Consider the following 22,726-nt stretch of genomic DNA (forward strand, 5'->3'; position numbering starts at 1 on the left):
TGGGTGCCGGGCACCCGGGGTGGCGGGCGACAGGAGCGTTCCGGCCGACGGTGGCTTCGGGGCCCCCGGCGGCCGGACCGCCCCGATCCGCGGTGGGTCCCGCGTCCCCGGCGGCCCCCGGTCCCGCCGTTCAGCTCTGGACCGCCATCGCGATGCCGAAGGCGATCATGACCGTGCCCGCGGTGGCGTCGACGGAGCGGCGGACCGAGCGGCGCCTCATCCAGGTGCGCAGGCCGTGGGCGCCGAGGCTGATCAGGCCGTACCAGATCACCGCCTCCACCGCGTTGACCGCGGCCAGGGCGGTGCCCATGAGCGCGGGGGACACACCGGCGGGGATGAACTGCGGGATCGTGGCGCCGTAGAAGACACCGACCTTGGGGTTGGCCAGGTTGTTGAGCATGCCGCGGCCGAAGGAGCGCCACAGCGAGGCGGCCTCCGGTTCGAGGTCGGCGTCGCCCTCCTTGGCCGCGCCGATGGCCCGGGCCGAGCGCCACAGCCCGATGCCGAGCCAGACCATGTACGCGGCGCCGACGATCCGGAACACGGTGTACGCCGTCTCGGAGGCGGCCAGCAGCGCTCCGACGCCCACCGCGATCGCCGCGCCCCACATGACGGCGCCGACGCCCACCCCCACGCCGGTGATGAACCCGTGGAGCCGGCCGCGCGCGACGGTGTTGCGGATGACCAGCGCGGTGTCCACGCCCGGCATGACCACCAGCAGGGCGGACACCAGAGCGAATGAGACCAGTGCCTGGAGGACTGACACGTTCACACTCCTGACTTCTCGGCCGCGATGGCGGCCAGGGGGATTCCGTCGCGCGTGAGGCCGCGCAGCCAGTTGCGGTAGAGGATCCGCCCGGGTTCCCGCCAGTTCTCCACCGGGGCGGCGGACGGGTCGTCGTCCGGGAAGTAGTTGACCGGGAGGGCTATGTCCTCTCCCTTGGTCCGGTCGCGGCGGAACTGCCGCAGCAGGGTGTCGGGGTCGTACTCCGGGTGCCCGGAGACGTACAGCTCCCGCCCGTCCCGGCCGACCGCGATGTGCACCCCGGACTCGGGCGACTCGACCAGGATCCGCAGCTCCTCGGTCTTCTCGAAGTCGGCGCGGAGGTTTTCGGTGTGGCGCGACTGCGGCACCGCGACGACCGGCTCGAAGTCCGCCAGGAGCGGGGAGGAGGGGTCGGTGAGCCGGTGCGGGAAGTTCCCGAACAGCTTGGCGGGCAGCTCGTACTTGGGGATGCCGTACCGGTGGTACAGCGCGGCCTGGGCGCCCCAGCAGACGTACTGCGCGGAGGTGACGTTCTCCTGCGCCCAGTCCATGATTCCGCGCAGCTCGTCCCAGTACGTCACCTGCTCGAAGGGGAGCAGCTCGACGGCGGCGCCGGTCACGATCAGCGCGTCGAAACGGCGGTCGGCGACCTCCTCGTGCGTCAGGTAGTGCTCCTTCAGGTACGCCTCGGGTGTGCTCTTGGAGACGTGGTCCCGGGGCCGCAGGAAGGTGACGCGTACGGGGAGTCCGGCGCCGGACAGCAGACGCAGCAGCTGGGTCTCGGTGACCGGCTTGTCCGGCATCAGGTTGAGGATCGCGAGTTCGACGGCCGGGGTCGTGGTGCCGGCCGCGCGGGGTTCGACGGCGACCGTGATGCCTTCCTCGGCGAGCTGGTCGACGGCGTCGATCCGGGTGTGGACGATGAGGGTCACTGCGCAGGACTCCTGGGGGTCTCGGGCTCGGTCACGGCGGCGAGTTCGGCCAGTACGGCGGTGGCGCACCGGTCGGCGTCCGCCAGCGCGCGGTTGCGGCCTCCGGGGGAGGGCACGTAGTGGTTGTAGAAGGTGGCCCCCTCGCAGAGCGGGCCGAGGACGCGGACCTTCCGGTCGGGCAGGCCGTCGGCGGTGACGGGATGCTGGTCCGCCGTGATGTCGACGCCGCGGCTGCTGCGGGCGCCGGGGCGGTGCCGGCGGATACGCCCGCTCGCCACGAGGTCCGCCAGCAGCGGGCTGCCGGTCGCCTCCACGTCGGGCTGTCCCGAGGTGGCGTACGCCAGCCAGTCGGCCGGTGCGCTGTGGGCGGTGCCGAGGCGGGTGGAGGAGATCCGCCACGCCGCCTGGTCCCACTCGACGCGCGGCGCGGGCCCGAAGGGAACGCTGACGATTCCGGCGTCCAGCAGGGCGAGGAGCTCGTCGTGGCGGTCGAGCTGGGGGCCGGTCACCGAGCGGTTGAGGGTGGCGGTGAAGGAGCCGTAGAACTCGTCGTGGGAGTTCTCGTCCAGGCCGCCGAAGTCGACGGCGTACCGGACGACGTCGCGCAGGTCGCGCAGGACTTCGAGGCCGGCCTTGGTGGGGCTGCCCTCCAGGCCGAGCCGTGCCTCCACCAGGTCCGACCGCAGCCGCTCCTCGTACCACTTCCGGTAGGCGTCGGCGGAATCGAACTCGGCGCTGTCCGGGAAGAGCAGTTCCTGCGGGTCGAAGTGCCCGAACCGCTCGGCGTGTTCCACGTCCAGGGCGCCCAGCTCGGCGTCCAGGCTTCCCTCGTCCGCCGCCGTGCGGAGCCTCGCCGTCAGGGTGTGCTCGGCGTCGGTTCCCCGGGCGAGGGCGGCGCCGCGGCGGTGGAAGGCGATCCGCATCTCGGTGCGGATCAGGGGGAGCAGGTCGCCGTGCAGGTCGAGGGCGCGGTCGTCCCGGGCGGAGCGGAGGCGGTCGAGGGCCTGAGGTGTGAGCACCACCGGCTCGTACGGGCCGCCGGTGCGGTTGGTGGCGGGCCTGGCCCGGAAGGGGATGCCGGTCCGGGAGAACAGCAGGATGCGCGGTTCCCGTCCGCTGGGCAGGTAGCGCAGGCCGTCGTCGATCGCCTCGTACCGGCCGCCCCGGCCGAGGGTGAGCGAGGCGAGGACGTCCATGGCCGACAGGCCGGTGCCGCCGAGGGCCACGGTCTGGCCGGCGGTGACGTCCGCGAAGGCCGCGGCGGGCGGGTAGATCTCGTGGATGCGACGGGCCGCTCCGGGCGCCCGCGGGTCGGGGGCGGCGGGCGGGGTGTGGCCGGTGGTGAGGAAGACCGTGTCCACCCGCAGGGTCTCGCCGGTGTCCAGGGTGATCTGCCGTGAGTCGTCCGGACCGTCGGTCAGGCTGGTCGCCGCGGCGCGGTGGAGCCGTATCTCCACGTTCTCGGGGACCCGGTCGAGGAGGCGGCGCAGGAACCAGTCGAGGTACTCGCCGAGCACCCGCCGAGGCAGGTAGTCGTCCGGCCGCACCGGGCGGCCTTCGGCGCCGAGCGCGTAGCCGTCCTCGGCCACCTTCAGGCCCCGGGCGGTCACCCATTCATAGAGGTTGGGGCCCTGGTCGCCGACGGCCGCGCCCACCGTCGCCTCTTCGGGGAAGAGGCTCACCTGCGCGCAGACGGTGTTGAGCAGCAGGTGGTCGGGCTGGTCCACGGCGTGGATGCCGACGCCGGTGCCGTCCGGGTCCACCACCTCGATCACGAGCCGGCGGCCCGCCCAGTCGGGCCGCGCGGCGAGGGTGACGAGGCGTTCGAGGACGCCGATGCCCCGGGAGCCCAGGCCGATGATCCCGACGGTGCCGGCGGCCCGCGTCCGCTGGAGAGAGGTCGTCACCACCGCTCGGTCTCCCCGAAGAAGTCGGCGATGGCGGTGACGCGGCCCGACTCGGCGGCGACGCGGTGCACTTCGAGGCCCACGGCGAGGTCCAGAACGCCCAGGCCGAAGGGGGAGAAGACGACCGGCTTGTCCGTGCCGACCGTGACCTCCGCGTTGATCACCTCGGCGAGGGTGCCGGTGATGAAGTCCCGGTTGCCGTACTTCTGTTCGGCCAGGTGGGGGGAGGTGTCGGCCTTCAGGCAGTGGTCGACGTCGTCCAGCACGTTGTAGGAGCCGACGATGAGCTCGGGGCCGATGTCCCGCAGGGAGATGTTGAGGACGATCTGCCCGGGGGCGAAGGCGCCGGGTTCGAGGACGTACGGCTCTCCGGCCGTGGTCGCGAAGACGACCAGGTCGGCGCCGGAGACGGCCTCCTGGAGGGTGTCGGCGTAGGACGCCGGGTACTCCAGCCGCTCGGTGGCGTGGGCGGCCAGGGCCGTGCCGTACTCCCGGCTCAGGTCGTGCACCGCGACGTGCTCGAACGCCCACTGCTCGGCGTGGAAGAACTCCAGGATGTTGCGGGCGATGATGCCCGCGCCCACGACGGCGAGCCTGCCGCCCCGGCGCTCCCCGGTGAGGACGTTCGCCGCGAGGACGGCCGACGCGGCGGTGCGGGCGGCGCTGATCTGCGAGGCCTCCAGGAGCGCGAACGGGTAGCCGGTCTCGGCGTCGTTCAGGACGAGCGTGGCCGAGGCGCGGGGGATGCCGCGCTGGATGTTGGCCGGGAAGCTCGCGATCCACTTGATGCCGGCGACCTCGCGCTCGCCGTCGAGGTAGGCGGGCAGGGCGATGATGCGGTCCGCCGGCTTCTCGGGGAAGCGGAGGAAGTAGCTGTCCGGGTTCACGGAACGTCCGGCGTGGTGGGCGAGGTACGTGTCCCGCACGACCCGGACGATGTCCCGGCGGCTGTCCCGGACGATGTCCTGGACGGTACGGCCGCCGACAACATCAAATTCGAACATGGTGACTCCTTCAACTCCTGTACGGGATGCGCGGTGGGGCGGGGACGGCAAGGACGTCCGGGTCAGTCGTCGGCGGCGCCGAAGCGCTCGCCGACCCAGTCGTCGTCGTAGATCGTGTCGAGGTAGCGCTCGCCGAGGTCCGGGCTGATGGCGACCACGGACGCGCCCTCGGGGATGTCGTGGCGTCTGGCCGCGACCGCGGCGAGCACCGAGCCGGTGGAGCCGCCGGCGAGGATCCCCCGCCGGGTCGCGAGCTGCCGGCACATGCGCACCGCCTCGGACTCCGGCACCATGACGACCTCGTCGACGAGCCCGTCACGGAAGATCTCCGGGCGCCGGCTCGTGCCCAGGCCGGGGATGTGCCGGCGGGCGGGGGCAGAGCCGAAGGTGACCGAGCCGACCGCGTCGACCGCGACGATGCGGGTCCCGGGCGAGTACTCGCGGAAGTACTCGGCGCAGCCCATGAGGGTGCCGGTGGTGCCGGCGCCGACGAAGAGGATGTCGACCTGCTGCTCCTTGAGCAGGGCCGGGGCGGTGCGCCGGTAGTGGGCACGCGGATTGGCCTCGTTGGCGTACTGGTTGGGCCACACCAGGCCGGGGTCCTCGCGCAGCCGGGCGTGGATGTGGTCGATACGGGACTGGAGAAAGCCGCCGTTGGCGTCCCGGTGGTCGACGATGACGACCTCGGCGCCGTACGCCCGCATCAGACGGACGCTCATGGCCGCGGTGTTGGGGTCCGCGACACAGGTGAACCGGTAGCCGCGGGCCGCGCAGACCGAGCTCAGCGCGATGCCGAGGTTGCCGGAGGACGACTCGATGACCCGGCCGCCGGGCTGGAGCACGCCACGGCGCTCCAGGTCCTCCAACAGGCCCACGGCCGCCTTCAGTTTGATGGACCCCGCGGGATTGAGGCCCTCGATCTTGAGCGTGAGGTCGACGCCGGGGACGAAACCGCCCAGGTCGAGGAATAGGTCGTCGAGGACCAGGTCGTACGCATTGCGGAAGATCATCGATCACCTTCGGAAACGAGTTGAACGTGACGGAGGTGGTACGAGTGGCGCGGTGTCGGCGGCGGCATCGGCGACGACACGCGCAAGAAAGACAGGGGCATGCCAAAGGGGGCATGCCAAAGGTGCGGGCATGGCCGTTTCAGGACATGCCACGGACGAGATCCGGAATACGCCGAAAGGGTTTCCTCACCCTGTCCGGCCGAATTCAGGAGAATGCGGCCTCAGCCGTGGAAAGCGCCCGGCGCGCCGACGAGTTGCCCGGCACGACAGCGCAGGAGGCGCGCCCGACAGCCCCCGGGTGGACACGGAACGGTCCGGGCGTCGACGGAAGGGCCTTCCCGGATGCGGTGGGTCGCCGGCTTCGAGCGGCGCGTCGCGTGGACTGCGCCGTGGCGGTGACGAGACCGCTCCTCGCGGTGTGAATACAGCCGACTCCGGTCACGGAGACGGAAGTTGGCCCGGCCGGACGGCGGGGCGTCGGCAAGCGGTAAGTGGTCGTCCGTCTGCTCGCGGACCGAAACCCCCGATGGCCCGGAACGACTTTCCCTCGATGCGGCGACCGCACGCGTGACGTACACGCCTTTCCCCTTCCCCCGTTGATGGCAACCGTGTTGCCCGTGCGTCACGAACGGCCGACGTGGCGGCAGTCCGTGATCTTGAGGAAACTTTAGCCCACGATCCGTGACCGGTCTATGACAATGGGATTAAGGGCTCGCGTAGATAGGGCTATGCCCAAGTGCGTCTGACGGTCAGTCGGACGCTTTGGCCAATTCCAGCGCGTATTCCGGCCACCACTCCCCGGCCTTCGGTCCGCCCTTGCACTCCCCGTCCGATTCCCCCGGCCGCTTCACCCACAGATACGCGTCCACCAGGGAATCCCCGGTCTTCGTCGTCGGCGTCTCCCCCAGTGCCCGCCCCGGCGGGTTGCACCACCGTTCGTCCTCGTCGCCCTCGGTCCAGGGGCCGTTGCCGTTGCGGCTGGTGTCGATGACGAACGGCTTGTCGCCGATCTTCGAGGAGAGCTGCTTGCCGTACGCGACGGAGTCCTCGGTGGTGTAGAAGTTCGAGACGTTGACGGCGAAGCCGTCCGCCTGTTCGACGCCTGCCCACTTGAGGGGGTCGTAGATCTGCTCGGGGTCTCCCCAGCCGGCGTTGCCCGCGTCCAGGTACACCTTCGTGTTCTTCAGCGCGCCGAGCGTCTCGATCGCGCCCTTGAGCAGGTCGTACCGCTCCTCGTGGAACTCCTCCGGGGTGCAGCCGTCCACCACGTGGAGCACCGCGTCGGGTTCCAGGACGATCGTGGCCGGGCGGTCTCCGACCCCCTTGGCCACGCCGTCGATCCACGCCCGGTACGCGTCGCCGTCGGCCGCGCCACCGCCGGAGTACTGGCCGCAGTCGCGGTGCGGGATGTTGTAGAGGACGAGGACGGCGTCCCGGTCGGCCTTCTCCGCGGCCTCGGTGAAGCCCCTGGCCTCCTGCTCCGGGTTCTCCGGGCCGATCCACTCGCCGGTCGGCTGCTCGGCGATCCTGCGGATCAGTTGGGCGTCCTTGTCCTTGCCCGCCTTCTCGTAGGCGGCGACCTGTGCCGCCGCGTTCCCCTCCGGGTTGACCCAGAACGGGTCCGTGCCGCTCGGCTGTTGGGTGATGCCGGAACCGGCGGACCGGTCTTCCTCACCATCACCGCCGTCTCCCCCGAAACAGCCGGCGAGCAATAACGCCACCCCTCCCACCGCCACGGACGCCCGAACCCCGGCCCCCCTACTGCCGTACATCCAACTCCCCCTTGGGTGCACCGTGTCGTAAGCCCCAATCCTGACATAAGTCCCGCCTCGCCCACGAGGTCGTTGCCTCCTTGGCCGAGAAGCTGCTACGGCGGCTCCGCGAACGGGGTCGAGGAGCCCTCCGTGACGCCTCCCCGGGGCGCCTCTCGGCCCCGAAGCCGCGCCGGGAGCTTCCCTCGCCGCCTTCAGCAGGGTCGATGACATGGAGTCACGCCCTGTCGACTTGGCGTCAAACAGCCTCTAGCCGGTAGCTCCCGCACGCCCTAGAGTCGCTGACGAACGGCCCCGGCCCCCCGGCCTCTCGCGCCCTGCCGTGCACGTCCGCGCACTTCCGTGCACTTCGCGCTCCAAGACCTCCCGCGTCGGCGCCGGGTTACTCCCGCAGCCCGAGCACCCGCGGTAGAGGACCGGCCCGGTCGGCGGCCCCGGGGGGAGCGGGTCGCCGACCGGGCCAGGTACGTCCTCCGTCCGGACACCGAAGGCCGGGCGCTCGGGGACCTGTTCGGGGCGGGGCCCGGTTCGAGGCGGAGGCCCTGTTCGAGGCGGGGGCCCTGTTCGAGGCGGGGGCCCTGTTCGGGGCGGGACCCCGTTCCGCTCGGGACCCCGCTCGGCGCGGGGGCTCGTTCCGCTCAGGGCCCGCTCGGCTCAGGGGGCCCGTCCCGCTCAAGGCCCCGTCCCGCTCAAGGCCCCGTTCCGCTCGGGAACCCGCTCGGCTCGGGGGCTCGTTCCGCTCAGGGCCCGCTCGGCTCAGGGGGCCCGTCCCGCTCAAGGCCCCGTTCCGCTCAGGTACGCGGAGACCACGACGTTCGCCGTGTAGGTGCGGCTCGTCTTGTCGAAGGTGCCGCCGCAGGTGACGAGGCGGAGTTCGGCGCGTCCCGACTGCCGTACGCCGTAGGCCTGTTGGGGGTCGAACTCGTCACGCCCGATGACCTGCACGTCGTCCACGGTGAACTCGGCGATCCGGCCGTCGCTGCGGGCCACCCGGATCTTCTCGCCGACACCCAGCGCGCTCAGCTTGTAGAAGACGGCGGGCCGGGTCTCGGTGTCGACGTGCCCGACGAACAGCGCGGCACCCGTCGCCCCGGGCCGCGCACCGCCCGCGTACCAGCCGACGACGCCCGGCTGACCGTACGAGGGTGGTTCGATGGCCCCGTCCCGGTCGAGGCCGCGTGCCACGACCGGCGCCTGCACCCCCATCGAGGGGATGTCCAGCCGCTGTGGCCGGGCGCCCCTCAACGGCGCGGCGGCGGGCGGCAGTTCGGCCTGAGCCGGCCGCCCGACCGCCGCCACGTCTCCGGTGGTCGGCGCGGAGATGCCGTGCCGTACGTCGGTGACCTCGCGTCCCCACAGCCACAGGCCGAGCAGCAGCACGGCCCAGGCGACACCGGCGACGACCCGCCCGGTTCCGCTCCCGGACCTGGTCGCGGCCCCGGTTCCGCCGCCGTCGTCGAAGTAGTCCCGTCCGGACACGGCGACCCCTTACTCCGTGCCGCGCCGGCGGCCCCGGCGCGCGCCCCGTACCACGACCGCCGCCGCCGCGACCCCGGCGAGGACCAGGCCGACCACCGCGTGGCGGGCGCCGGGGCCCGTGTGCCGGGCGTCGTCCATGGAGTTGGCCGGGTCGGCCGAGTCCCGCGCGTCCGCCGGGTCGGCCGCCGCCAGCCCGGCCGCCGCTCCGCCGCCGCCCGCGCGCACGGGGGCGACCGGGGAAGCGGGGGACGAGGGCTGCCGGGAGGCGGGGGGTTTGGCCGCCGGGGACTTGGCCGCCGGGGGCTCGGTGGCCGGGCGCTCGGTGGCCGGGGGCGTGGTGCCCGTGGGCTTCCCGTCGCCGACCTTGATCGTCCCCGTGACCTTGTCCTCCCTGCCGTCGCAGGTGATCCGTACGCCGTAGGTGCCGGGGTCGAGCGAGGACCGTACCCGGGTCTCCCCGGCGAGCGTGCCGAGGCTCTTGCCGGTGAGCTGGGTGAGCTGCGCGTCCGCGACGAACGCCGCCGAGGCGGCCGTCCCGGTCTTCCCGCCGCAGCCCTTGGCCCGCACCTGGATGTCGCTGCCGGGCGCCGGTGAGGCCGGCACCACCGTGACGTCCCCCGAGTCGGCCGTGTGGGCCGGGGGCGCCGGCACGGTCAGCGCGGCCGCGGCCACCGCCCCGGCACAGAGTGTGACTCGCAATGAGCCCATGGTGAACCTCCAGTCACCTGAGACTCCCCCGCCGGACGCCGGGGCGCATCCGGGGAGGGGCCGCGACTGCTCCGTACGGGTGTCCGGAGGTTTATCGCGGAGTGCGGGGCGGCCCTGGGGCCCGGCGGGTTCAGATGCGGTCGCGGGTTCAGATGCGGTCGACGAGGTCCGCGATCGAGTTCACGACCTTCGACGGGCGGTAGGGGAACTTCTCGATCTGCGCGGGGGTCGTCAGACCGGTGAGGACGAGGAAGGTCTCCATCCCGGCCTCGATGCCCGCGAGGACGTCGGTGTCCATGCGGTCGCCGATCATCGCACTGGTCTCGGAGTGCGCGCCGATCGTGTTCAGACCGGTGCGCATCATCAGCGGGTTCGGCTTTCCGGCGAAGTACGGCTTCTGCCCGGTCGCCTTGGTGATCAGCGCGGCCACCGCCCCGGTCGCGGGCAGCGGGCCCTCGGTGGAGGGGCCGGTCTCGTCCGGGTTGGTGGCGATGAACCGGGCGCCGTCGTTGATCAGCCGGACCGCCTTCGTCATGGCCTCGAAGGAGTACGTGCGGGTCTCGCCGAGGACGACGTAGTCGGGCTGGTGGTCGGTGAGGACGTACCCGATGTCGTGCAGCGCGGTCGTCAGGCCCGCCTCGCCGATGACGTACGCCGTGCCGCCGGGCCGCTGGTCGTCCAGGAACTGGGCGGTCGCCAGGGCGGAGGTCCAGATGTTCTCCACGGGCACGTCCAGGCCCATGCGGGCGAGGCGGGCATGCAGGTCACGCGCCGTGTAGATCGAGTTGTTGGTGAGCACCAGGAAGGGGCGCCCGGACTCGCGGAGCCTTTTTATGAAGGCATCGGCGCCGGGGATCGGCACGCCCTCGTGGATGAGCACCCCGTCCATGTCGGTGAGCCACGACTCGATGGGCTTGCGCTCTGCCATGTGCGATCTCCTGCCGTACGTCCGGGTTCGCCCCAACCCTAGTGAGACGTGGCTGAAAAAAGGAGGTCGATCTTGGCCGCTGAGACCGCCCGCTCGTCAGGTCGGCGGGGGTGTGGACGTGGGGCACGGGGAGGGGGCGGAGCAGGGCCGGTGCCGTCGGGTCAATCGGGTCACCGGGCTCGCCTGCGGACCGTCACCGTCAGCAGCCCTCCGGCGGACAGGAGCAGGAGGCCGGTCACGTACGGCAGCGCCTGGCGCACACCCGACGCGGCCAGCTCGTCCGGGTACGTCCGCCGCTCGCCGCGCACGGCACCTCCGCGCTCCTTCGCCGCACCGCCGCCGCCGTCCTGCCCGCCCTCTTCCTTTTCCTCGTCCTCGCGCTCCTGCTCGCGGTCCTGCTCGTCCTCGTGCTCGTCCCCCTCCTCCCCGTCGGTGATCCGGAAGCGGTAGTCGTTCGACTCCCCCACCCACTCGCCGTCGTCGCCGCGCCGCTCGACCACGGCCGCGTTCGCCACGACCTCGTTCGGTACGGCCGCGTCGGAGGTGAGGGAGAGGCGGACCTTGACGGTGAGGGTGCGGCCGGGCGGCACGGTGAAGCCGGTTCCGCCGCCGTCCCCGTCCCCGCCGAGGACGCCGACCAGCTCGTCCGCGTCGGTCCGTTCGAAGGTCACCGGCCGGGAGGTGGTGCCCCGGGCGTCGTCGTAGAACTCCAGCTGTGGCTGCGTCGGCTTCAGCGTGCGCGCGGCGTCGACCAGCACGACCACCGGGTGGATGTTCCCGCAGGCCCGGGAGGTGGTGTTGGTGAGCTCCAGCGCCCAGGTGTGGAAGCCGCCGCCGGCGACGTAGGCGGCGGGGCCGCCGCGGATACGGGTCCGGATGGGGAAGGCCCCGCTGCCGGCACCGGCGCCGGCACAGGCGGGCCGCCGCGCGTCCGCCGCGGCCCCCGCTGCCGCGAGCGGGGGTACGGGGGCCGGGGCACTGCCGAGCGCCGCCGCGGGACCACTGACGAGGGCGGCTGCGGTGGCGAGGGGAAGGGTCAGGCACGTACACAGTCGCATGAACACATGACCATGCCATCTACCTACGAGGGGGAGCGCCGCCACGCCCCGGTGCCTCGGGATCGGGGTGGAAGTCCGCTCGATCAGCGGAGCGAGGGACGCCTACTGCCAGAGAGGACCGGGCGGTCGGACCGGTCCGACCTGGACACCGGGCCGGGCCGGACCGGGCCGGCAAGGACACCGGACCACGGTCGGCAGGGACACCGGACCACGGTCAGCCGGGACACCGGACCACGATCGGCCGGGACGCGGGACCTCCGGAACACGGCCGGGCCGGCCGGGACACCGGACCAGGGCGTCGGCCGGGGCGGAGGTACCGCCCCGGCCTGTGGTTCTTCGGGTCAGTCGCCGATCCGCGGCAGCAGGGAGACGGTCTTGCTGCCGTACCCGACGACCAGCACGTCCTCGTAGAGCAGGACTTGGGGCTCGTCCCAGTGGTTGGGCCCCGGCTTCGGCCTCTCGGCGTCGGCATGAGAGCGCCAGACCTGTTCACCCGTGCGCAGATCGAGGCCGGACAGATCGCCGGTCGGGCTGAAGAAGTACACGACCCCCCGCCTCTCCGACACCACGGGAGACGCGATGCCCGGCACCGGTTCCCCATCGCCCATCTCGACGCCCACCGGGCCGGTCCACAGGGTCTTTCCGGTGGTCAGCGAGTAGGCCGAGGCCTTGCCTTCCTGGGACACGGAGATCAGACGGTCACCGATGACGTCCAAGGTGGTCAGTTTCCCCTTGACCCGGTAGGAGTACGAAGTCCGCTCCCCGGAGCTGCTGACGAGGGTCAACGGCAAGGTCTTTCCGTCCGCGTCCATCACTCCGGACAGGACCATCCGGCCCCCCGAAGTCCCCATGAGCTCCTGCGCGCCGGGGACCGTCGTGACCTTCTCGGCACTTCCGGTGGCGGGATCGAGGCGGAAGACCTCGGTGTCGCCCGGGTCCTCGGCGTCCCGCATGCACAGGAGATAGGGCACACCGCTCAGCACCGTCCGCTGGCACACGATGCCCTTGTCCCAGGTGTGGCGCCACTTCGTCTTCCCGGTCAGCGGATCGAGGGCCGACACCGTGCGGGGCGACGGGGTTTTCGCCAGCACCGCGCCGTCGATGAGCATCGCGGCCCGGTCGCCCTGCGGCATCTCGACCTTCCACAGCAGCTTGCCGGTGTCGGCGTCCACCGCCATCAGATCGGTACCGCCCGCGTAGTCCCCGTTGGGCAGGTTCTCCGCGGTGTGATTGCGGTAGGCGTAGACGACGCCATCGCGCACGGCGAACGGCTTGGACATCGCGTCGCCTTCGCGATTGACCTTGACGGTCCACAGCCGCTCGCCGGTGTTGGCGTCGATCTTCGCGGCGTCGTACTTGGACCCGGCGCAGTACAGCGCGGAACCGTCCACCAGGCAGCCCCGCTCGGTGGCGCCCGGGGCGTCGCTCTGCCACGGCTTCCAGCCCTCCGGGGACGCCGCCGGCCGCACCGGCCGGTCCTGGTCGACCGCACCGCCGCCCCCGAAGCCGAGCACCGCCCCCACGGTGATCGCGGCAGCGGTCACCGCCGTCCCCGCGACCTGCGAGAAGCGGCGCCGGCTTCGCCGCCGCACCACCTTCTCGGCCAGGTCCCCGGGCGCCCTCACCCGGTCCAGGGCGACCGCGTTCAGCGTCTCCCGGACCTTCTCCTCCACCTGCTCCGTCGTCATCCCCGGACCCCCTTCGGCGTGTAGCTGAGCGGCTGGACCTGTTCCATGCGCCCTTCGGGCCCGAGCTCCGGTACGAGGGCCCGGAGCTTGGCGAGCGACCGGTACGCGGTGCTGCGCACCGTGCCGACCGGGCACCCCAGCAGCGACGCGACCTCGGCCTCCGGCAGGTCCTCGAAGTAGCGCAGCACGACCACGGCCCGCTGCCGCTTCGTCAGGCGACCGAGCGCCGCCCACAGCGCGATCCGCAGCTCGGAGTCCGAGCCGGCGTCGGCGTCCGTGCCGGACTCGGGCAGTACCGGCACCGTCGTCTCGGCGCGATGTCTGCGCAGCCGCCAGCGGTTGACCTGCTGGCGGTACAGGACCTGGCGGACATACGCCTCGGGCTGCTCGATGCTCGTCCACCGCCCGTACGCCTTCATCAGCGCGATCTGCAGCAGATCCTCCGCGGCGTGCCGGTCTCCGCCGGTGAGCAGCACCGCGAGCCGCAGCAGCGCGGTGGAGCGCATCGCTACGAAGTCCCGGAACTCTTCGTGACTCGAGGCCTTCATCGACCCTCCCCCTTCTTGGCAACCGTCACGACGCGATGAGCTGCCCGCTGCTATCCCTCAACGGCCGAGATTGTCCGATCGCACCGAGGCGGTGAGGCGCGGCGGGCGGAGACCTACGAGAAAGCCGCCACCGATGAGGCACGGCGGGCGGAGGACCGGTTCGGCACAGCAGGGCGGAGGCTCAGTGCGTACGGCGCAGTCGCGGGATCAGCGACATCCAGGCGCGGCCCGATCACGTCTCGGACGCGCCTGAGACGCGCCTCTGAGCCGCCTCTGAGCCGCATCAGAGGCCCTTCACCCGTCCGCCCGCCCGAACAGCGGTGCGAGCAGCAGCTGGGCCGCCCCCTCCGCGACCCCCGACGCCCCGCCCTCGACCACCCGCACCGGCACGGCCGGGTCCTCCCCCTGAAGTCGGGCCCACTCGTCGAGCACGATCCCCACCCCCCGCACGAACACGTCGGGCCGGGCCTCGATGGTGCGCCCGCCCAGCAGGACGAGCTCGATGTCGAGGAGCCCCACCAGGTTCGCGGCGCCCGTACCGAGCACCCGCGCCGCCTCGTCCACGTCTCCCCGCGCCATCGCCGCGAGGCACAGCGCCTCGACGCACCCCCGGTTCCCGCACTCGCACAACGGCCCGTCCAGCTGGACGACCTGATGCCCGAACTCACCGGCCCGGGTCCGGGCCCCCCGGTGCACCACCCCGTCGATCACGAGCCCGGCCCCCAGCCCCGTACCGAGGTGGAGGTAGGCGAAGGAGCCGTGCGCCCCCGCGATCGCCGCGAGCCCCAGGGCCGCCGCGTTGGTGTCCTTGTCCACCACCACCGGCATCCCGAGCCGCCGCGCCAGCGCCGCCCGCAGCGGAAACCCGTCCCACTCCGGGAACCCGGTGACCCGGTGCAGGATGCCGTGCAGATGGTCGAGGGGGCCGGGGAGGGCGACACCGACGCCGAGTACGGGGAGGAGGGGGGAGCCGTAGGACTCGTGCGTGGGGTCGTCCGGCATCGCGGTGCGGCTCTCGCTCGCCGCGGCCAGCAGCGCCTCCACCTCACGCGCGGCGCCCTCGACCACGGCGTCCGCACCGGCCCCCAGGTTCAGCGGCCCCCGCCGCTCCGCGACCACCGTGCCGGTCAGATCGCAGAGCACGGCCGTCAGCTCGTCGCGGTCGAGGTGGAGGCCGACCGCGTGCCCGGCGTCGGGCACGAGCCGCAGCACGGTGCGCGGCTTGCCGCCGGTGGACGCCCGGTACCCCGCCTCCGTCACCAGCCCGTCCGCGCGCAGCCGAGCGGTGATCTTGCTGACGGCCTGCGGGGTGAGCCCCGTCCGCTCGGCCAGCTCGAGCCTGCTTATCCCGGCCACCCCGGCGGTACGCAGCAGGTCCAGCACCAGCGCTCCGTTGTGGCTGCGCAGGGCGAGCAGATTCACGCCGGCCACTCCTGCGGTACGCCCGCTCCCGCTCCCGTTGCCGCTCCCGTTGCCGTTCCCGTTGCCGTTCACACCCCCATTGTCCCTCTCGCTTGCACTTTGGCAACAGCGTTGCTTAAGTGGGTGGTATGACAGGCACCAGCACAGGCACCAGCGCAGACAGGCCCCTCCGCGTCGCCCTCGTCGGCTACGGCCTCGCCGGCTCCGTCTTCCACGCCCCGCTGATCGCCGCGACGGAGGGTCTGACCCTCGACACGGTCGTCACCTCGAACCCGGAGCGGCGGGCGCAGGCCCGCGCCGAGTTCCCGGACGTACGGTTCGCGGTCACGACGGACGAGCTGTGGGCCCGGGCGGACGAGCTGGACCTGGTCGTCGTCGCCTCCCCGAACAAGACGCACGTCCCCGTAGCCACCGCCGCCCTGGAGGCGGGCCTCGCGGTGGTCGTCGACAAGCCCATCGCCGGTACGGCGGCCGAGGCGCGCGAGCTGGCCGCCCTCGCGGACTCCCGGGGCCTGCTCCTCTCCGTCTTCCAGAACCGCCGCTGGGACAACGACTTCCTGACGCTGCGGGGGCTCCTCGCCGCCGGCGAGCTGGGCGAGGTCCGCCGCTTCGAGTCCCGCTTCGAACGCTGGCGCCCCCAACTCAAGGGCGGCTGGCGCGAGTCCGGCGACCCCGCAGAGATCGGAGGTCTCCTCTACGACCTGGGCAGCCACGTCGTCGACCAGGCCCTCACCCTCTTCGGCCCCGCCACCCTCGTGTACGCGGAGTCCGACCTCCGCCGCCCCGGCGCCGAGACGGACGACGACACGTTCATCGCCGTCACCCACGCGAGCGGCGTCCGCTCCCACTTCCACGTCTCCGCCGTCACCCCCCAACTCGGCCCGCGCTTCCGGGTGCTGGGCTCCGAGGCGGGTTACGTCAAGTACGGCCTCGACCCCCAGGAAGCGGCCCTGCGCGACGGCGAGCGCCCCGCCCCCGGCGCCGACTGGGGCCAGGAGCCCGAGGAACTCTGGGGCCGTATCGGCGCCGGCGACTCCCCCCTGACCGACGGCGGCCGCCCCGTCCCGACCGTCCCCGGCGACTACCCCGCGTACTACGCCGCCGTGGCCGCCGCCCTGCGCGGCACCGGCGAGAACCCGGTCACGGCACACGAGGCCGCCGCCGCGCTGGACGTACTGGAAGCGGCGCGCAGGTCGGCGGCCGAGGGCGCGGCGGTGAAGCTGTGACGACCGACGCCTCCCCCTCCCCCGCCCACGCCGCAGCCCCCGCCGACCCGAGCATCGACGAACTCGAAGCCCAGGAACGCCGTCTGGTGCTCCCCCGGTTCACGTACGAGGACGCGTGGGCCCTGGGCTCCCTCCTGGTGGACCTGGCCCGCGAGCGGAACGCCCCCGTCGCCATCGACATCCGCCGCGGCGCCCAGCAGCTCTTCCACGCCGCCCTCCCCGGCTCGACCCCGGACAACGACGCCTGGATCGACCGCAAACGCCGGGTGGTGGAGCGCTACGCCCACTCCTCCTACCTCGTCGGCGCCCGCTTCCGGGCCAAGGGCACGACCTTCGAGGCCTCCTCCCGCCTGGACCCCGACCACTACGCGGCCCACGGCGGCGCCTTCCCACTGACGGTGGAGGGCACGGGAGTGATCGGCACGGTGACAGTCTCGGGCCTCCCCCAACTGGAGGACCACACGATGGTGGTGAAGGCACTGGAACACTTCAAGGGAACCTTGTAACCCCCGGGCTCCCACAGGGGCACGGGGGCCGCGCGCCTTTTTCAACGGCGCGAGGAACTGCGCACCTTTAGGGGCGCGAGGAACTGCGCATCGTTTCAGGGGCGCGGGGAACTGCGCACCTTTAGGGGCGCGAGGAACTGCGCATCGTTTCAGGGGCGCGGGGAACTGCGCATCTTTAGGGGCGCGAGGAACTGCGCATCGTTTCAGGGGCGCGGGGAACTGCGCATCTTTAGGGGCGCGGGGAACTGCGCGAGCAACCACACACAACCCGCGGCCGCCAACGAACCGCACCCCCCGCCCCCACCGCTCAGGCACCCCGCACCAAGCGGAGCGCCTACGCGTTGTTGAACTCCTGCCGCTGCCTCCCCAACCCCTCGATCTCCAGCTCCACCACATCCCCGGCCCGAAGGAACGGCTTCGGCTCAGGCTCCCCCAGAGCCACCCCCGCCGGCGTCCCCGTATTGATGACATCCCCGGGATAAAGCGTCATGAACTGGCTGACGTACCGCACGACTTCACTCACCGCGAAGATCTGCTCCCCGGTCGTCCCGTCCTGCTTCAACTCCCCGTTGACCCACAGCCGAAGCCCCAGCTTCTGCGGATCCGGCACCTCGTCCGCGGTCACCAGCCACGGCCCCAGCGGATTGAACGTCTCGCAGTTCTTGCCCTTGTCCCACGTGCCGCCCCGCTCCAGCTGGAACTCCCGCTCGGACACGTCGTGCGACACGGCGTACCCGGCGACATGCGCGAGCGCCGCCTCACGCGACTCGACGTACCGGGCCGTACGCCCGATGACGACCGCGAGTTCGACCTCCCAGTCGGTCTTGGTCGACCCGCGCGGCACCAGCACGGTGTCGTGGGGCCCGACCACCGTGTCCGCCGCCTTGAAGAAGATCACCGGCTCGGCGGGCGGCTCGGCCCCGGTCTCGCGCGCGTGGTCGTGGTAGTTGAGCCCGATGCAGACGATCTTGCCGATCCGGGCGAGCGGCGGACCGACCCGCAGCCCCGCCGCGTCCAGGACGGGCAGTGCACCGCTCTCGGCCGCCGCCCGGACCCGCCCGAGCGCCGCGTCGTCCGCGAGCAGCGCGCCGTCGATGTCCGGCACGACCTCCGACAGGTCCCGCAGAACTCCCTCGGCGTCGAGCAGCGCGGGCCGCTCCGCTCCCGCCGTACCGACTCGCAGCAGCTTCATGGTCGCCCTCTCCCTCGATCGTCCACCGCCCGACCGATGGGTGCAGCCATCGGAGGACTGGTCGATCCTCCAAGGTCACGGTCCACTCCGCAATACCCGGTTCACGGAGTGGACCGGCCGTGCCGCCGCCCCGGTCGAGCTACCGCGCGGTAGCCGCCGCCGACGTGCCGGCGGCTGCCCCGGCCGACGGCAGGGGATAGAGCGCCGCCCGCTCCACCGCACTCCACGTCGTACTGGTCACCACGTACAGCGCGGCCGCGAGCGGCACCACCGCCACGCTGACCAGTGTGAAGAAGGACATGAACGGCATGAACCTGCTGACGGCCCCCATGCTCGCCGCCATCCCGGGCAGCTGCTCGTCCGACACGGCCGGCATCCCGGCCGTACCCGCCGCCATCATCCGCTTCGTACGCCGGAAGTTGAACGCCGCGACCCCCGTGACGATCACGAACAGCCCCACGTAGACGAGCCCCTGCGGCCCGAACACACCGCCGTCGCCCAGCGCGTCGTGCCAGCGGTCGCCGAGCGGGGCGGCGAAGAGCTGGTGGGTGAGGAGGGCGTTGGCCTCGCCGCCGATCGTCCGGTTGGAGAACAGGTGGTAGAGGAGGAAGAAGGCCGGCAGCTGGCAGAGGCTGGGCAGGCAGCCGGACAGCGGCGACACCTTCTCCTTCGTGTGCAGCTCCAGCATGGCCTTCTGCAGCTTCTCCGGGTTCTTCGCGTGCTTCTTCCGCAGCTCGGCGATCTGCGGCTGCAGGGCGATCCGCGCCCGCTGCCCCCGCGCCGCCGCCCGGGACAGGGGGTGCACGAGCAGTCGTACGAGCGCCGTGAACAGGACGATCGCGAAGGCCGTCGCGGAGGCGTGGAACAGCGGCTGGAGCAGATCGGCGAGGTGCGCGACAAGGTCGGCGAAAACGGACATGGGTGGGAGCCCTCCAGGGGGTCTCGTCGTGCCAGGGAAGGGTCATCCGGTGACGTCGTACGTCGAGTACGTCGAGTACGTCGAGTACGCCGACGTCGTGCGGTGACCGGGGAATGGCGCGACGGCCCGCGGAAAGGGCACGCACGTGCAGTCAGGTGAGTGGCTGGGGTGGGCGTGCCCTACGCGGTGGCCGTCAGGAGGGCACGTCCGGGCGCCCGGGGCCGCGTACGGCCACGGGCGTCGGGATCACGTTGGGGCAGGAACGCCGTACGGCGCTCACGGTCCCGTATGGCCGTCCGTACGCGCGTCCGGGGTACGACGGGCGCGCAGCGCGAGGCGATCAGCGCGCAGGCGGCGAACGCGGAACCGGCCGCGGCGGTCGCGGCGAAGGCGACGGCCGCGGAGAGCGTGCCGGTGTCGAGGACGGCGACCTCGAAGAAGAGCAGCAGAAGCATCGCGGCGGGACGCGGACCGACCCAGCTACGCATCACGGCTTCCCCCCTCTCTCCGATCGGCCACAGCCTGCCCGGGCTCGCCCCGGGCACACTCGGCCCACTCGCACACATGCTCTCATCTGAGCCGCGCCGAGCGCAGCATCCCCCAGCGACAACGCCCCGCGCCCTTCCATCTCCCCTTCTCATAACCCTTGAAAGAAATCGAAGAAAGCGCTGTCACACCTCTCGACAACCCCACTGTTCACCCCTGACTCTTCCGGTGTCCCTCTTGAGCAGTTTGGTAGGTGGCGGCTCCCCCATCCCCACCTTCTCTCCCCTCGGCACCCGCATCCCCCGGAGCTGACATGGCTGCATCCCCCGATCACGAACACGACCAGGCGAGACCGACCGCGGAAGCGGACAGCGCGACGGCCGACCGCCCCTCCGCCTTCGGCCGCAGAGCCCTCCTGGCGGCGGCCGGCGGCGCGGTCGTGGGCACCGCCCTCGGCACGGGCACCGCCCACGCGGACGCGACCCTCGCCATCAACCCCGCGACGAAGTACGGCACCTGGGAGGGCTGGGGCACCTCGCTCGCCTGGTGGGCCAACGTCTTCGGCGCCCGGGACGACTTCGCCGACCTGTGGTTCACCACCAAGACGACGACGTACAACGGCACGGCCCTGCCCGGCCTGGGCATGAACATCGCCCGCTACAACCTCGGCGCGTGCAGCTGGAACACGGTGGAGGGCTCGACCATGGTCGAGTCGGCGAACATCCCCGCGTTCAAGCAGATCGAGGGCTTCTGGCAGGACTGGAACAACGAGAACCCGACCTCCTCGGCCTGGGACTGGACGGCGGACCCGAACCAGCGCGCGGCCCTGACGAAGGCGGTGGCCCGAGGCGCGACCACCGAGCTCTTCGCCAACTCCCCGATGTGGTGGATGTGCCTGAACCACAACCCCTCGGGCGCGGCGGGCGGCGGCAACAACCTCCAGTCCTGGAACTACCGCCAGCACGCCTCCCACCTGGCGGCCGTGGCCCTCTACGCCAAGAACAACTGGGGCGTGAACTTCGCGACGGTCGACCCCTTCAACGAGCCGGCGTCGTCATGGTGGACGGCGACCGGCACCCAGGAGGGCTGCCACATGGACCCGGCGGTCCAGGCCGCCGTACTCCCGTACATGCGCAGCGAGCTGGACGCGCGCGGCCTGACGTCGGTCCGTATCTCGGCCTCGGACGAGACGAACTACGACACGGCCCGCTCGACGTGGAACTCCTTCGGTTCCTCCACGAAGGCCCTGGTCAGCCAGGTGAACGTACACGGCTACCAGGGCGCGGGGGGCCGCCGCGACCTCCTCTACACGGACGTGGTCACCACCTCCGGCAAGAAGCTCTGGAACTCGGAGACGGGCGACAGCGACGGCACGGGCTGGACCCTCGCCCGCAACCTCTGTTACGACTTCCGCTGGCTGCACCCCACGGCCTGGGTCTACTGGCAGGTGATGGACCCGACGGCGGGCTGGGCGATGATCGCGTACGACGCGAACACCCTCCAGCCGACGACCGTCCAGACCAAGTACTACGTGATGGCCCAGTTCAGCCGCCACATCCGCCCGGGCATGACGATCCTGGACGCGGGTTCGAGCTACTCGGCGGCGGCGTACGACGCGGCGGCGAAGCGCCTGGTGATCGTGGCGATCAACACCTCGACGTCCGCCCAGACCCTGACCTTCGACCTCTCGCGCTTCACCACCGTGACGGGCGGCACGAACGGCCTGGTCCCCCGCTGGAACACCCACACCTCGGGCGGCACCGACCGCTACCGCGCGTACTCGGACACCCGCCTGAGCGGCAAGTCGGTGGCGGTGCCGTTCGCGGCGGGGGCGGTGCAGACGCTGCAGATCGACGGGGTGACGATCTAGAGAACCGACGCGCGGTGACGATCTAGAAGAACCGGCGCGCGGACTGGAACCCACCGGCGCGCGGGCCGGAAGCCGTCGGCCACCGACCACCGGCGACCGGCCGCCGGCCCGCGTGCCTGGCTCCACCCCCGGGAGAGAGCCGAAGGCAGAGGTGGGGAGGTGGGAGGGAGCGCGCCCCTGGCCCGCTCCCTCCCACCTCCGCCCGTGTCTCACCTCCATCCCCCTCCATCCCCCATCGGCAGTACCGTGTCGTCCATGCGCCCCGACACGCCTGCCGAGAACGTCGACCACAACGCCGAAGCGGCACGCCTGGAGCGGACCGCCGACCTCTACCCGGAGGACGCCGAGCACCTGCTCCTGCAGGCCGCGGCCCACCTGGAACTGGCCGGCGACCGCCCCACCGCGACTGCCCTCTACGACCGCCTGCTGTCGTCGTCCGCCCCTCTCGACAACCCCCACCTGGTACGAGCGCTGAAGGCCTCCAACCTCTGGGAGTACGGCCACGAGGCCGAGGCCCGCGCGATCATCGACGGAGTCCGCGCAGCCGCTCCCCGCGACCCGGCCCCGTGGGTGATCGTCGCCGAGGCCCTGGAGGCCCACGACGAACTGGAAGCGGCCCAGGACACCTTCACCGCGGCCGTCACCCTCCTCCTGACCGACGTCCCGGAGCCCCCCTACGCCACCCGCGCCCTCCTCTTCGGCCGCCACCGGGTCCGCCGCATGCTGGGCGCGATCCACGACGAGTGGGACGCCGTGGCGGACACCCAACACTCCTCCTCCGTCTCCCTGGACGAGCTCCACGACCCGAAGCGTGTCTGGTCCCTGGGCTCGGACAACCCGGCGGAACTCCAGGCCGAAATCTCCCGCCTCCGCGCGGAGTTGGGCGCGTACCGCGAAGCCCTGTCCCGCCCGTTCCCGGTAGCGGTCCTCCACTGGCCGACGGCCGAGCTGGGCGAACTGGTCACGGCATACCCGGGCTTGACGTCCGAATACCCGTCCCACGAGGAACACCTCGCGACGATAGAGGCGTCACTCCGCGAGCTGTCGTCCTCCGGCACCCCGAACCTGGGCATCGTCACGGGCACGGTCCCGTCCTACGAGGCCTTCGCCGCATCGGAGGGCGCATCCCCGGACGACGCGACACTGCTGCCGCAGTACGCGACGACGTTGGCGGCGCGGGGGTTGGCTGTGGCTTGGCCGCCGCAGAGGGGGAGCGCTTGCTGGTGCGGGTCGGGCCAGGCGTACGAGGGCTGCCACGGCGCGTAACGGCGTACACGAGCCGGGACTGAACCGGACCCCTCGCCC

Annotated in this window: 20 protein-coding genes; 4 read left to right on the forward strand and 16 right to left on the reverse strand. The window is 72.0% G+C overall.

Going from position 1 to position 22,726, the window contains the following annotated elements:
• Positions 1-130: 130 nt before the first annotated feature.
• The 13 genes from OG272_RS18560 to OG272_RS18620 all read right to left on the reverse strand — a co-directional run bounded on the left by OG272_RS18560 (position 131) and on the right by OG272_RS18620 (position 15,294).
• Positions 131-766, reverse strand: coding sequence for a LysE family translocator (locus tag OG272_RS18560; protein WP_327729542.1), 636 nt, complete (start codon positions 764-766; stop codon positions 131-133).
• A gap of 2 nt (positions 767-768) precedes the next feature.
• Complete coding sequence (locus OG272_RS18565; RefSeq protein WP_327729541.1) at positions 769-1,698, reverse strand: homoserine O-succinyltransferase; 930 nt, start codon at positions 1,696-1,698, stop codon at positions 769-771.
• Positions 1,695-3,605, reverse strand: a complete 1,911-nt coding sequence (locus OG272_RS18570) for an FAD/NAD(P)-binding protein (protein ID WP_405894082.1) — start codon at positions 3,603-3,605, stop codon at positions 1,695-1,697. The genes OG272_RS18565 and OG272_RS18570 overlap by 4 nt, the downstream gene beginning before the upstream one ends.
• Complete coding sequence (gene sbnB, locus OG272_RS18575) at positions 3,602-4,609, reverse strand: 2,3-diaminopropionate biosynthesis protein SbnB (protein ID WP_405894084.1); 1,008 nt, start codon at positions 4,607-4,609, stop codon at positions 3,602-3,604. The genes OG272_RS18570 and sbnB overlap by 4 nt, the downstream gene beginning before the upstream one ends.
• Positions 4,610-4,671: 62 nt before the next feature.
• Positions 4,672-5,619 carry a 2,3-diaminopropionate biosynthesis protein SbnA gene (sbnA, locus tag OG272_RS18580; RefSeq protein ID WP_405894085.1) on the reverse strand — a complete coding sequence of 316 codons (948 nt, stop codon included), beginning with the start codon at positions 5,617-5,619 and terminating at the stop codon, positions 4,672-4,674.
• 749 nt (positions 5,620-6,368) lie between these two features.
• On the reverse strand, positions 6,369-7,391 hold the full coding sequence (locus OG272_RS18585; protein ID WP_405894086.1) for a glycoside hydrolase family 6 protein: 1,023 nt from the start codon (positions 7,389-7,391) through the stop codon (positions 6,369-6,371).
• Between the two features lie 774 nt (positions 7,392-8,165).
• Positions 8,166-8,870, reverse strand: a complete 705-nt coding sequence (locus OG272_RS18590; protein ID WP_405894087.1) for a class F sortase — start codon at positions 8,868-8,870, stop codon at positions 8,166-8,168.
• A 9-nt stretch (positions 8,871-8,879) separates the two neighbouring features.
• Complete coding sequence (locus tag OG272_RS18595) at positions 8,880-9,578, reverse strand: hypothetical protein (protein WP_326582520.1); 699 nt, start codon at positions 9,576-9,578, stop codon at positions 8,880-8,882.
• Positions 9,579-9,726: 148 nt separating this feature from the next.
• Positions 9,727-10,506: an HAD-IIA family hydrolase gene (locus tag OG272_RS18600; protein ID WP_326582519.1), complete on the reverse strand. Its 780-nt coding sequence runs from the start codon at positions 10,504-10,506 to the stop codon at positions 9,727-9,729.
• A gap of 170 nt (positions 10,507-10,676) precedes the next feature.
• Complete coding sequence (locus OG272_RS18605; protein WP_405894088.1) at positions 10,677-11,564, reverse strand: cell wall protein; 888 nt, start codon at positions 11,562-11,564, stop codon at positions 10,677-10,679.
• A gap of 341 nt (positions 11,565-11,905) precedes the next feature.
• Positions 11,906-13,252, reverse strand: a complete 1,347-nt coding sequence (locus OG272_RS18610; RefSeq protein WP_405894089.1) for a PQQ-binding-like beta-propeller repeat protein — start codon at positions 13,250-13,252, stop codon at positions 11,906-11,908.
• Positions 13,249-13,800, reverse strand: a complete 552-nt coding sequence (locus tag OG272_RS18615; RefSeq protein WP_326582516.1) for a SigE family RNA polymerase sigma factor — start codon at positions 13,798-13,800, stop codon at positions 13,249-13,251. The genes OG272_RS18610 and OG272_RS18615 overlap by 4 nt, the downstream gene beginning before the upstream one ends.
• A 294-nt stretch (positions 13,801-14,094) precedes the next feature.
• Positions 14,095-15,294, reverse strand: a complete 1,200-nt coding sequence (locus OG272_RS18620) for an ROK family transcriptional regulator (protein ID WP_327729535.1) — start codon at positions 15,292-15,294, stop codon at positions 14,095-14,097.
• 56 nt (positions 15,295-15,350) lie between these two features.
• On the opposite strand from OG272_RS18620, the gene OG272_RS18625 reads away from it, so the two are divergent.
• Together OG272_RS18625 and OG272_RS18630 are read left to right on the forward strand one after the other, a co-directional pair.
• Positions 15,351-16,448 carry a Gfo/Idh/MocA family oxidoreductase gene (locus tag OG272_RS18625; RefSeq protein WP_405894091.1) on the forward strand — a complete coding sequence of 366 codons (1,098 nt, stop codon included), beginning with the start codon at positions 15,351-15,353 and terminating at the stop codon, positions 16,446-16,448.
• Positions 16,445-16,954: a heme-degrading domain-containing protein gene (locus OG272_RS18630; protein ID WP_327729533.1), complete on the forward strand. Its 510-nt coding sequence runs from the start codon at positions 16,445-16,447 to the stop codon at positions 16,952-16,954. Before OG272_RS18625 ends, OG272_RS18630 begins: the two co-directional genes overlap by 4 nt.
• A 334-nt stretch (positions 16,955-17,288) precedes the next feature.
• On the opposite strand, the gene OG272_RS18635 is transcribed toward OG272_RS18630, so the two are convergent.
• The 3 genes from OG272_RS18635 to OG272_RS18645 form a co-directional block, all read right to left on the reverse strand.
• Positions 17,289-18,146 carry a fumarylacetoacetate hydrolase family protein gene (locus OG272_RS18635; protein WP_326582513.1) on the reverse strand — a complete coding sequence of 286 codons (858 nt, stop codon included), beginning with the start codon at positions 18,144-18,146 and terminating at the stop codon, positions 17,289-17,291.
• Between the two features lie 139 nt (positions 18,147-18,285).
• Positions 18,286-19,065, reverse strand: coding sequence for a YidC/Oxa1 family membrane protein insertase (locus tag OG272_RS18640; RefSeq protein WP_405894093.1), 780 nt, complete (start codon positions 19,063-19,065; stop codon positions 18,286-18,288).
• Between the two features lie 179 nt (positions 19,066-19,244).
• Complete coding sequence (locus tag OG272_RS18645) at positions 19,245-19,553, reverse strand: DUF6412 domain-containing protein (protein WP_405894094.1); 309 nt, start codon at positions 19,551-19,553, stop codon at positions 19,245-19,247.
• A 311-nt stretch (positions 19,554-19,864) separates the two neighbouring features.
• On the opposite strand from OG272_RS18645, the gene OG272_RS18650 reads away from it, so the two are divergent.
• Positions 19,865-21,421, forward strand: a complete 1,557-nt coding sequence (locus OG272_RS18650) for a beta-1,6-galactanase (RefSeq protein ID WP_326582510.1) — start codon at positions 19,865-19,867, stop codon at positions 21,419-21,421.
• Between the two features lie 255 nt (positions 21,422-21,676).
• Complete coding sequence (locus OG272_RS18655) at positions 21,677-22,687, forward strand: hypothetical protein (protein ID WP_405894095.1); 1,011 nt, start codon at positions 21,677-21,679, stop codon at positions 22,685-22,687.
• Positions 22,688-22,726: the final 39 nt, after the last annotated feature.

Source organism: Streptomyces sp. NBC_00104, from assembly GCF_045160825.1.
Lineage (GTDB): Bacteria > Actinomycetota > Actinomycetes > Streptomycetales > Streptomycetaceae > Streptomyces.

Coding starts and splice junctions, on each gene's coding strand:
- OG272_RS18615 (WP_326582516.1), bottom strand. CDS start 13,800: ATGAAGGCCTCGAGTCACGAAGAGTTCCGGGACTTCGTAGCGATGCGC.
- OG272_RS18610 (WP_405894089.1), bottom strand. CDS start 13,252: ATGACGACGGAGCAGGTGGAGGAGAAGGTCCGGGAGACGCTGAACGCG.
- sbnB (WP_405894084.1), bottom strand. CDS start 4,609: ATGTTCGAATTTGATGTTGTCGGCGGCCGTACCGTCCAGGACATCGTC.
- OG272_RS18600 (WP_326582519.1), bottom strand. CDS start 10,506: ATGGCAGAGCGCAAGCCCATCGAGTCGTGGCTCACCGACATGGACGGG.
- OG272_RS18650 (WP_326582510.1), top strand. CDS start 19,865: ATGGCTGCATCCCCCGATCACGAACACGACCAGGCGAGACCGACCGCG.
- OG272_RS18625 (WP_405894091.1), top strand. CDS start 15,351: ATGACAGGCACCAGCACAGGCACCAGCGCAGACAGGCCCCTCCGCGTC.
- OG272_RS18595 (WP_326582520.1), bottom strand. CDS start 9,578: ATGGGCTCATTGCGAGTCACACTCTGTGCCGGGGCGGTGGCCGCGGCC.
- OG272_RS18585 (WP_405894086.1), bottom strand. CDS start 7,391: ATGTACGGCAGTAGGGGGGCCGGGGTTCGGGCGTCCGTGGCGGTGGGA.
- OG272_RS18605 (WP_405894088.1), bottom strand. CDS start 11,564: ATGCGACTGTGTACGTGCCTGACCCTTCCCCTCGCCACCGCAGCCGCC.
- OG272_RS18640 (WP_405894093.1), bottom strand. CDS start 19,065: ATGTCCGTTTTCGCCGACCTTGTCGCGCACCTCGCCGATCTGCTCCAG.
- sbnA (WP_405894085.1), bottom strand. CDS start 5,619: ATGATCTTCCGCAATGCGTACGACCTGGTCCTCGACGACCTATTCCTC.
- OG272_RS18655 (WP_405894095.1), top strand. CDS start 21,677: ATGCGCCCCGACACGCCTGCCGAGAACGTCGACCACAACGCCGAAGCG.
- OG272_RS18645 (WP_405894094.1), bottom strand. CDS start 19,553: ATGCGTAGCTGGGTCGGTCCGCGTCCCGCCGCGATGCTTCTGCTGCTC.
- OG272_RS18635 (WP_326582513.1), bottom strand. CDS start 18,146: ATGAAGCTGCTGCGAGTCGGTACGGCGGGAGCGGAGCGGCCCGCGCTG.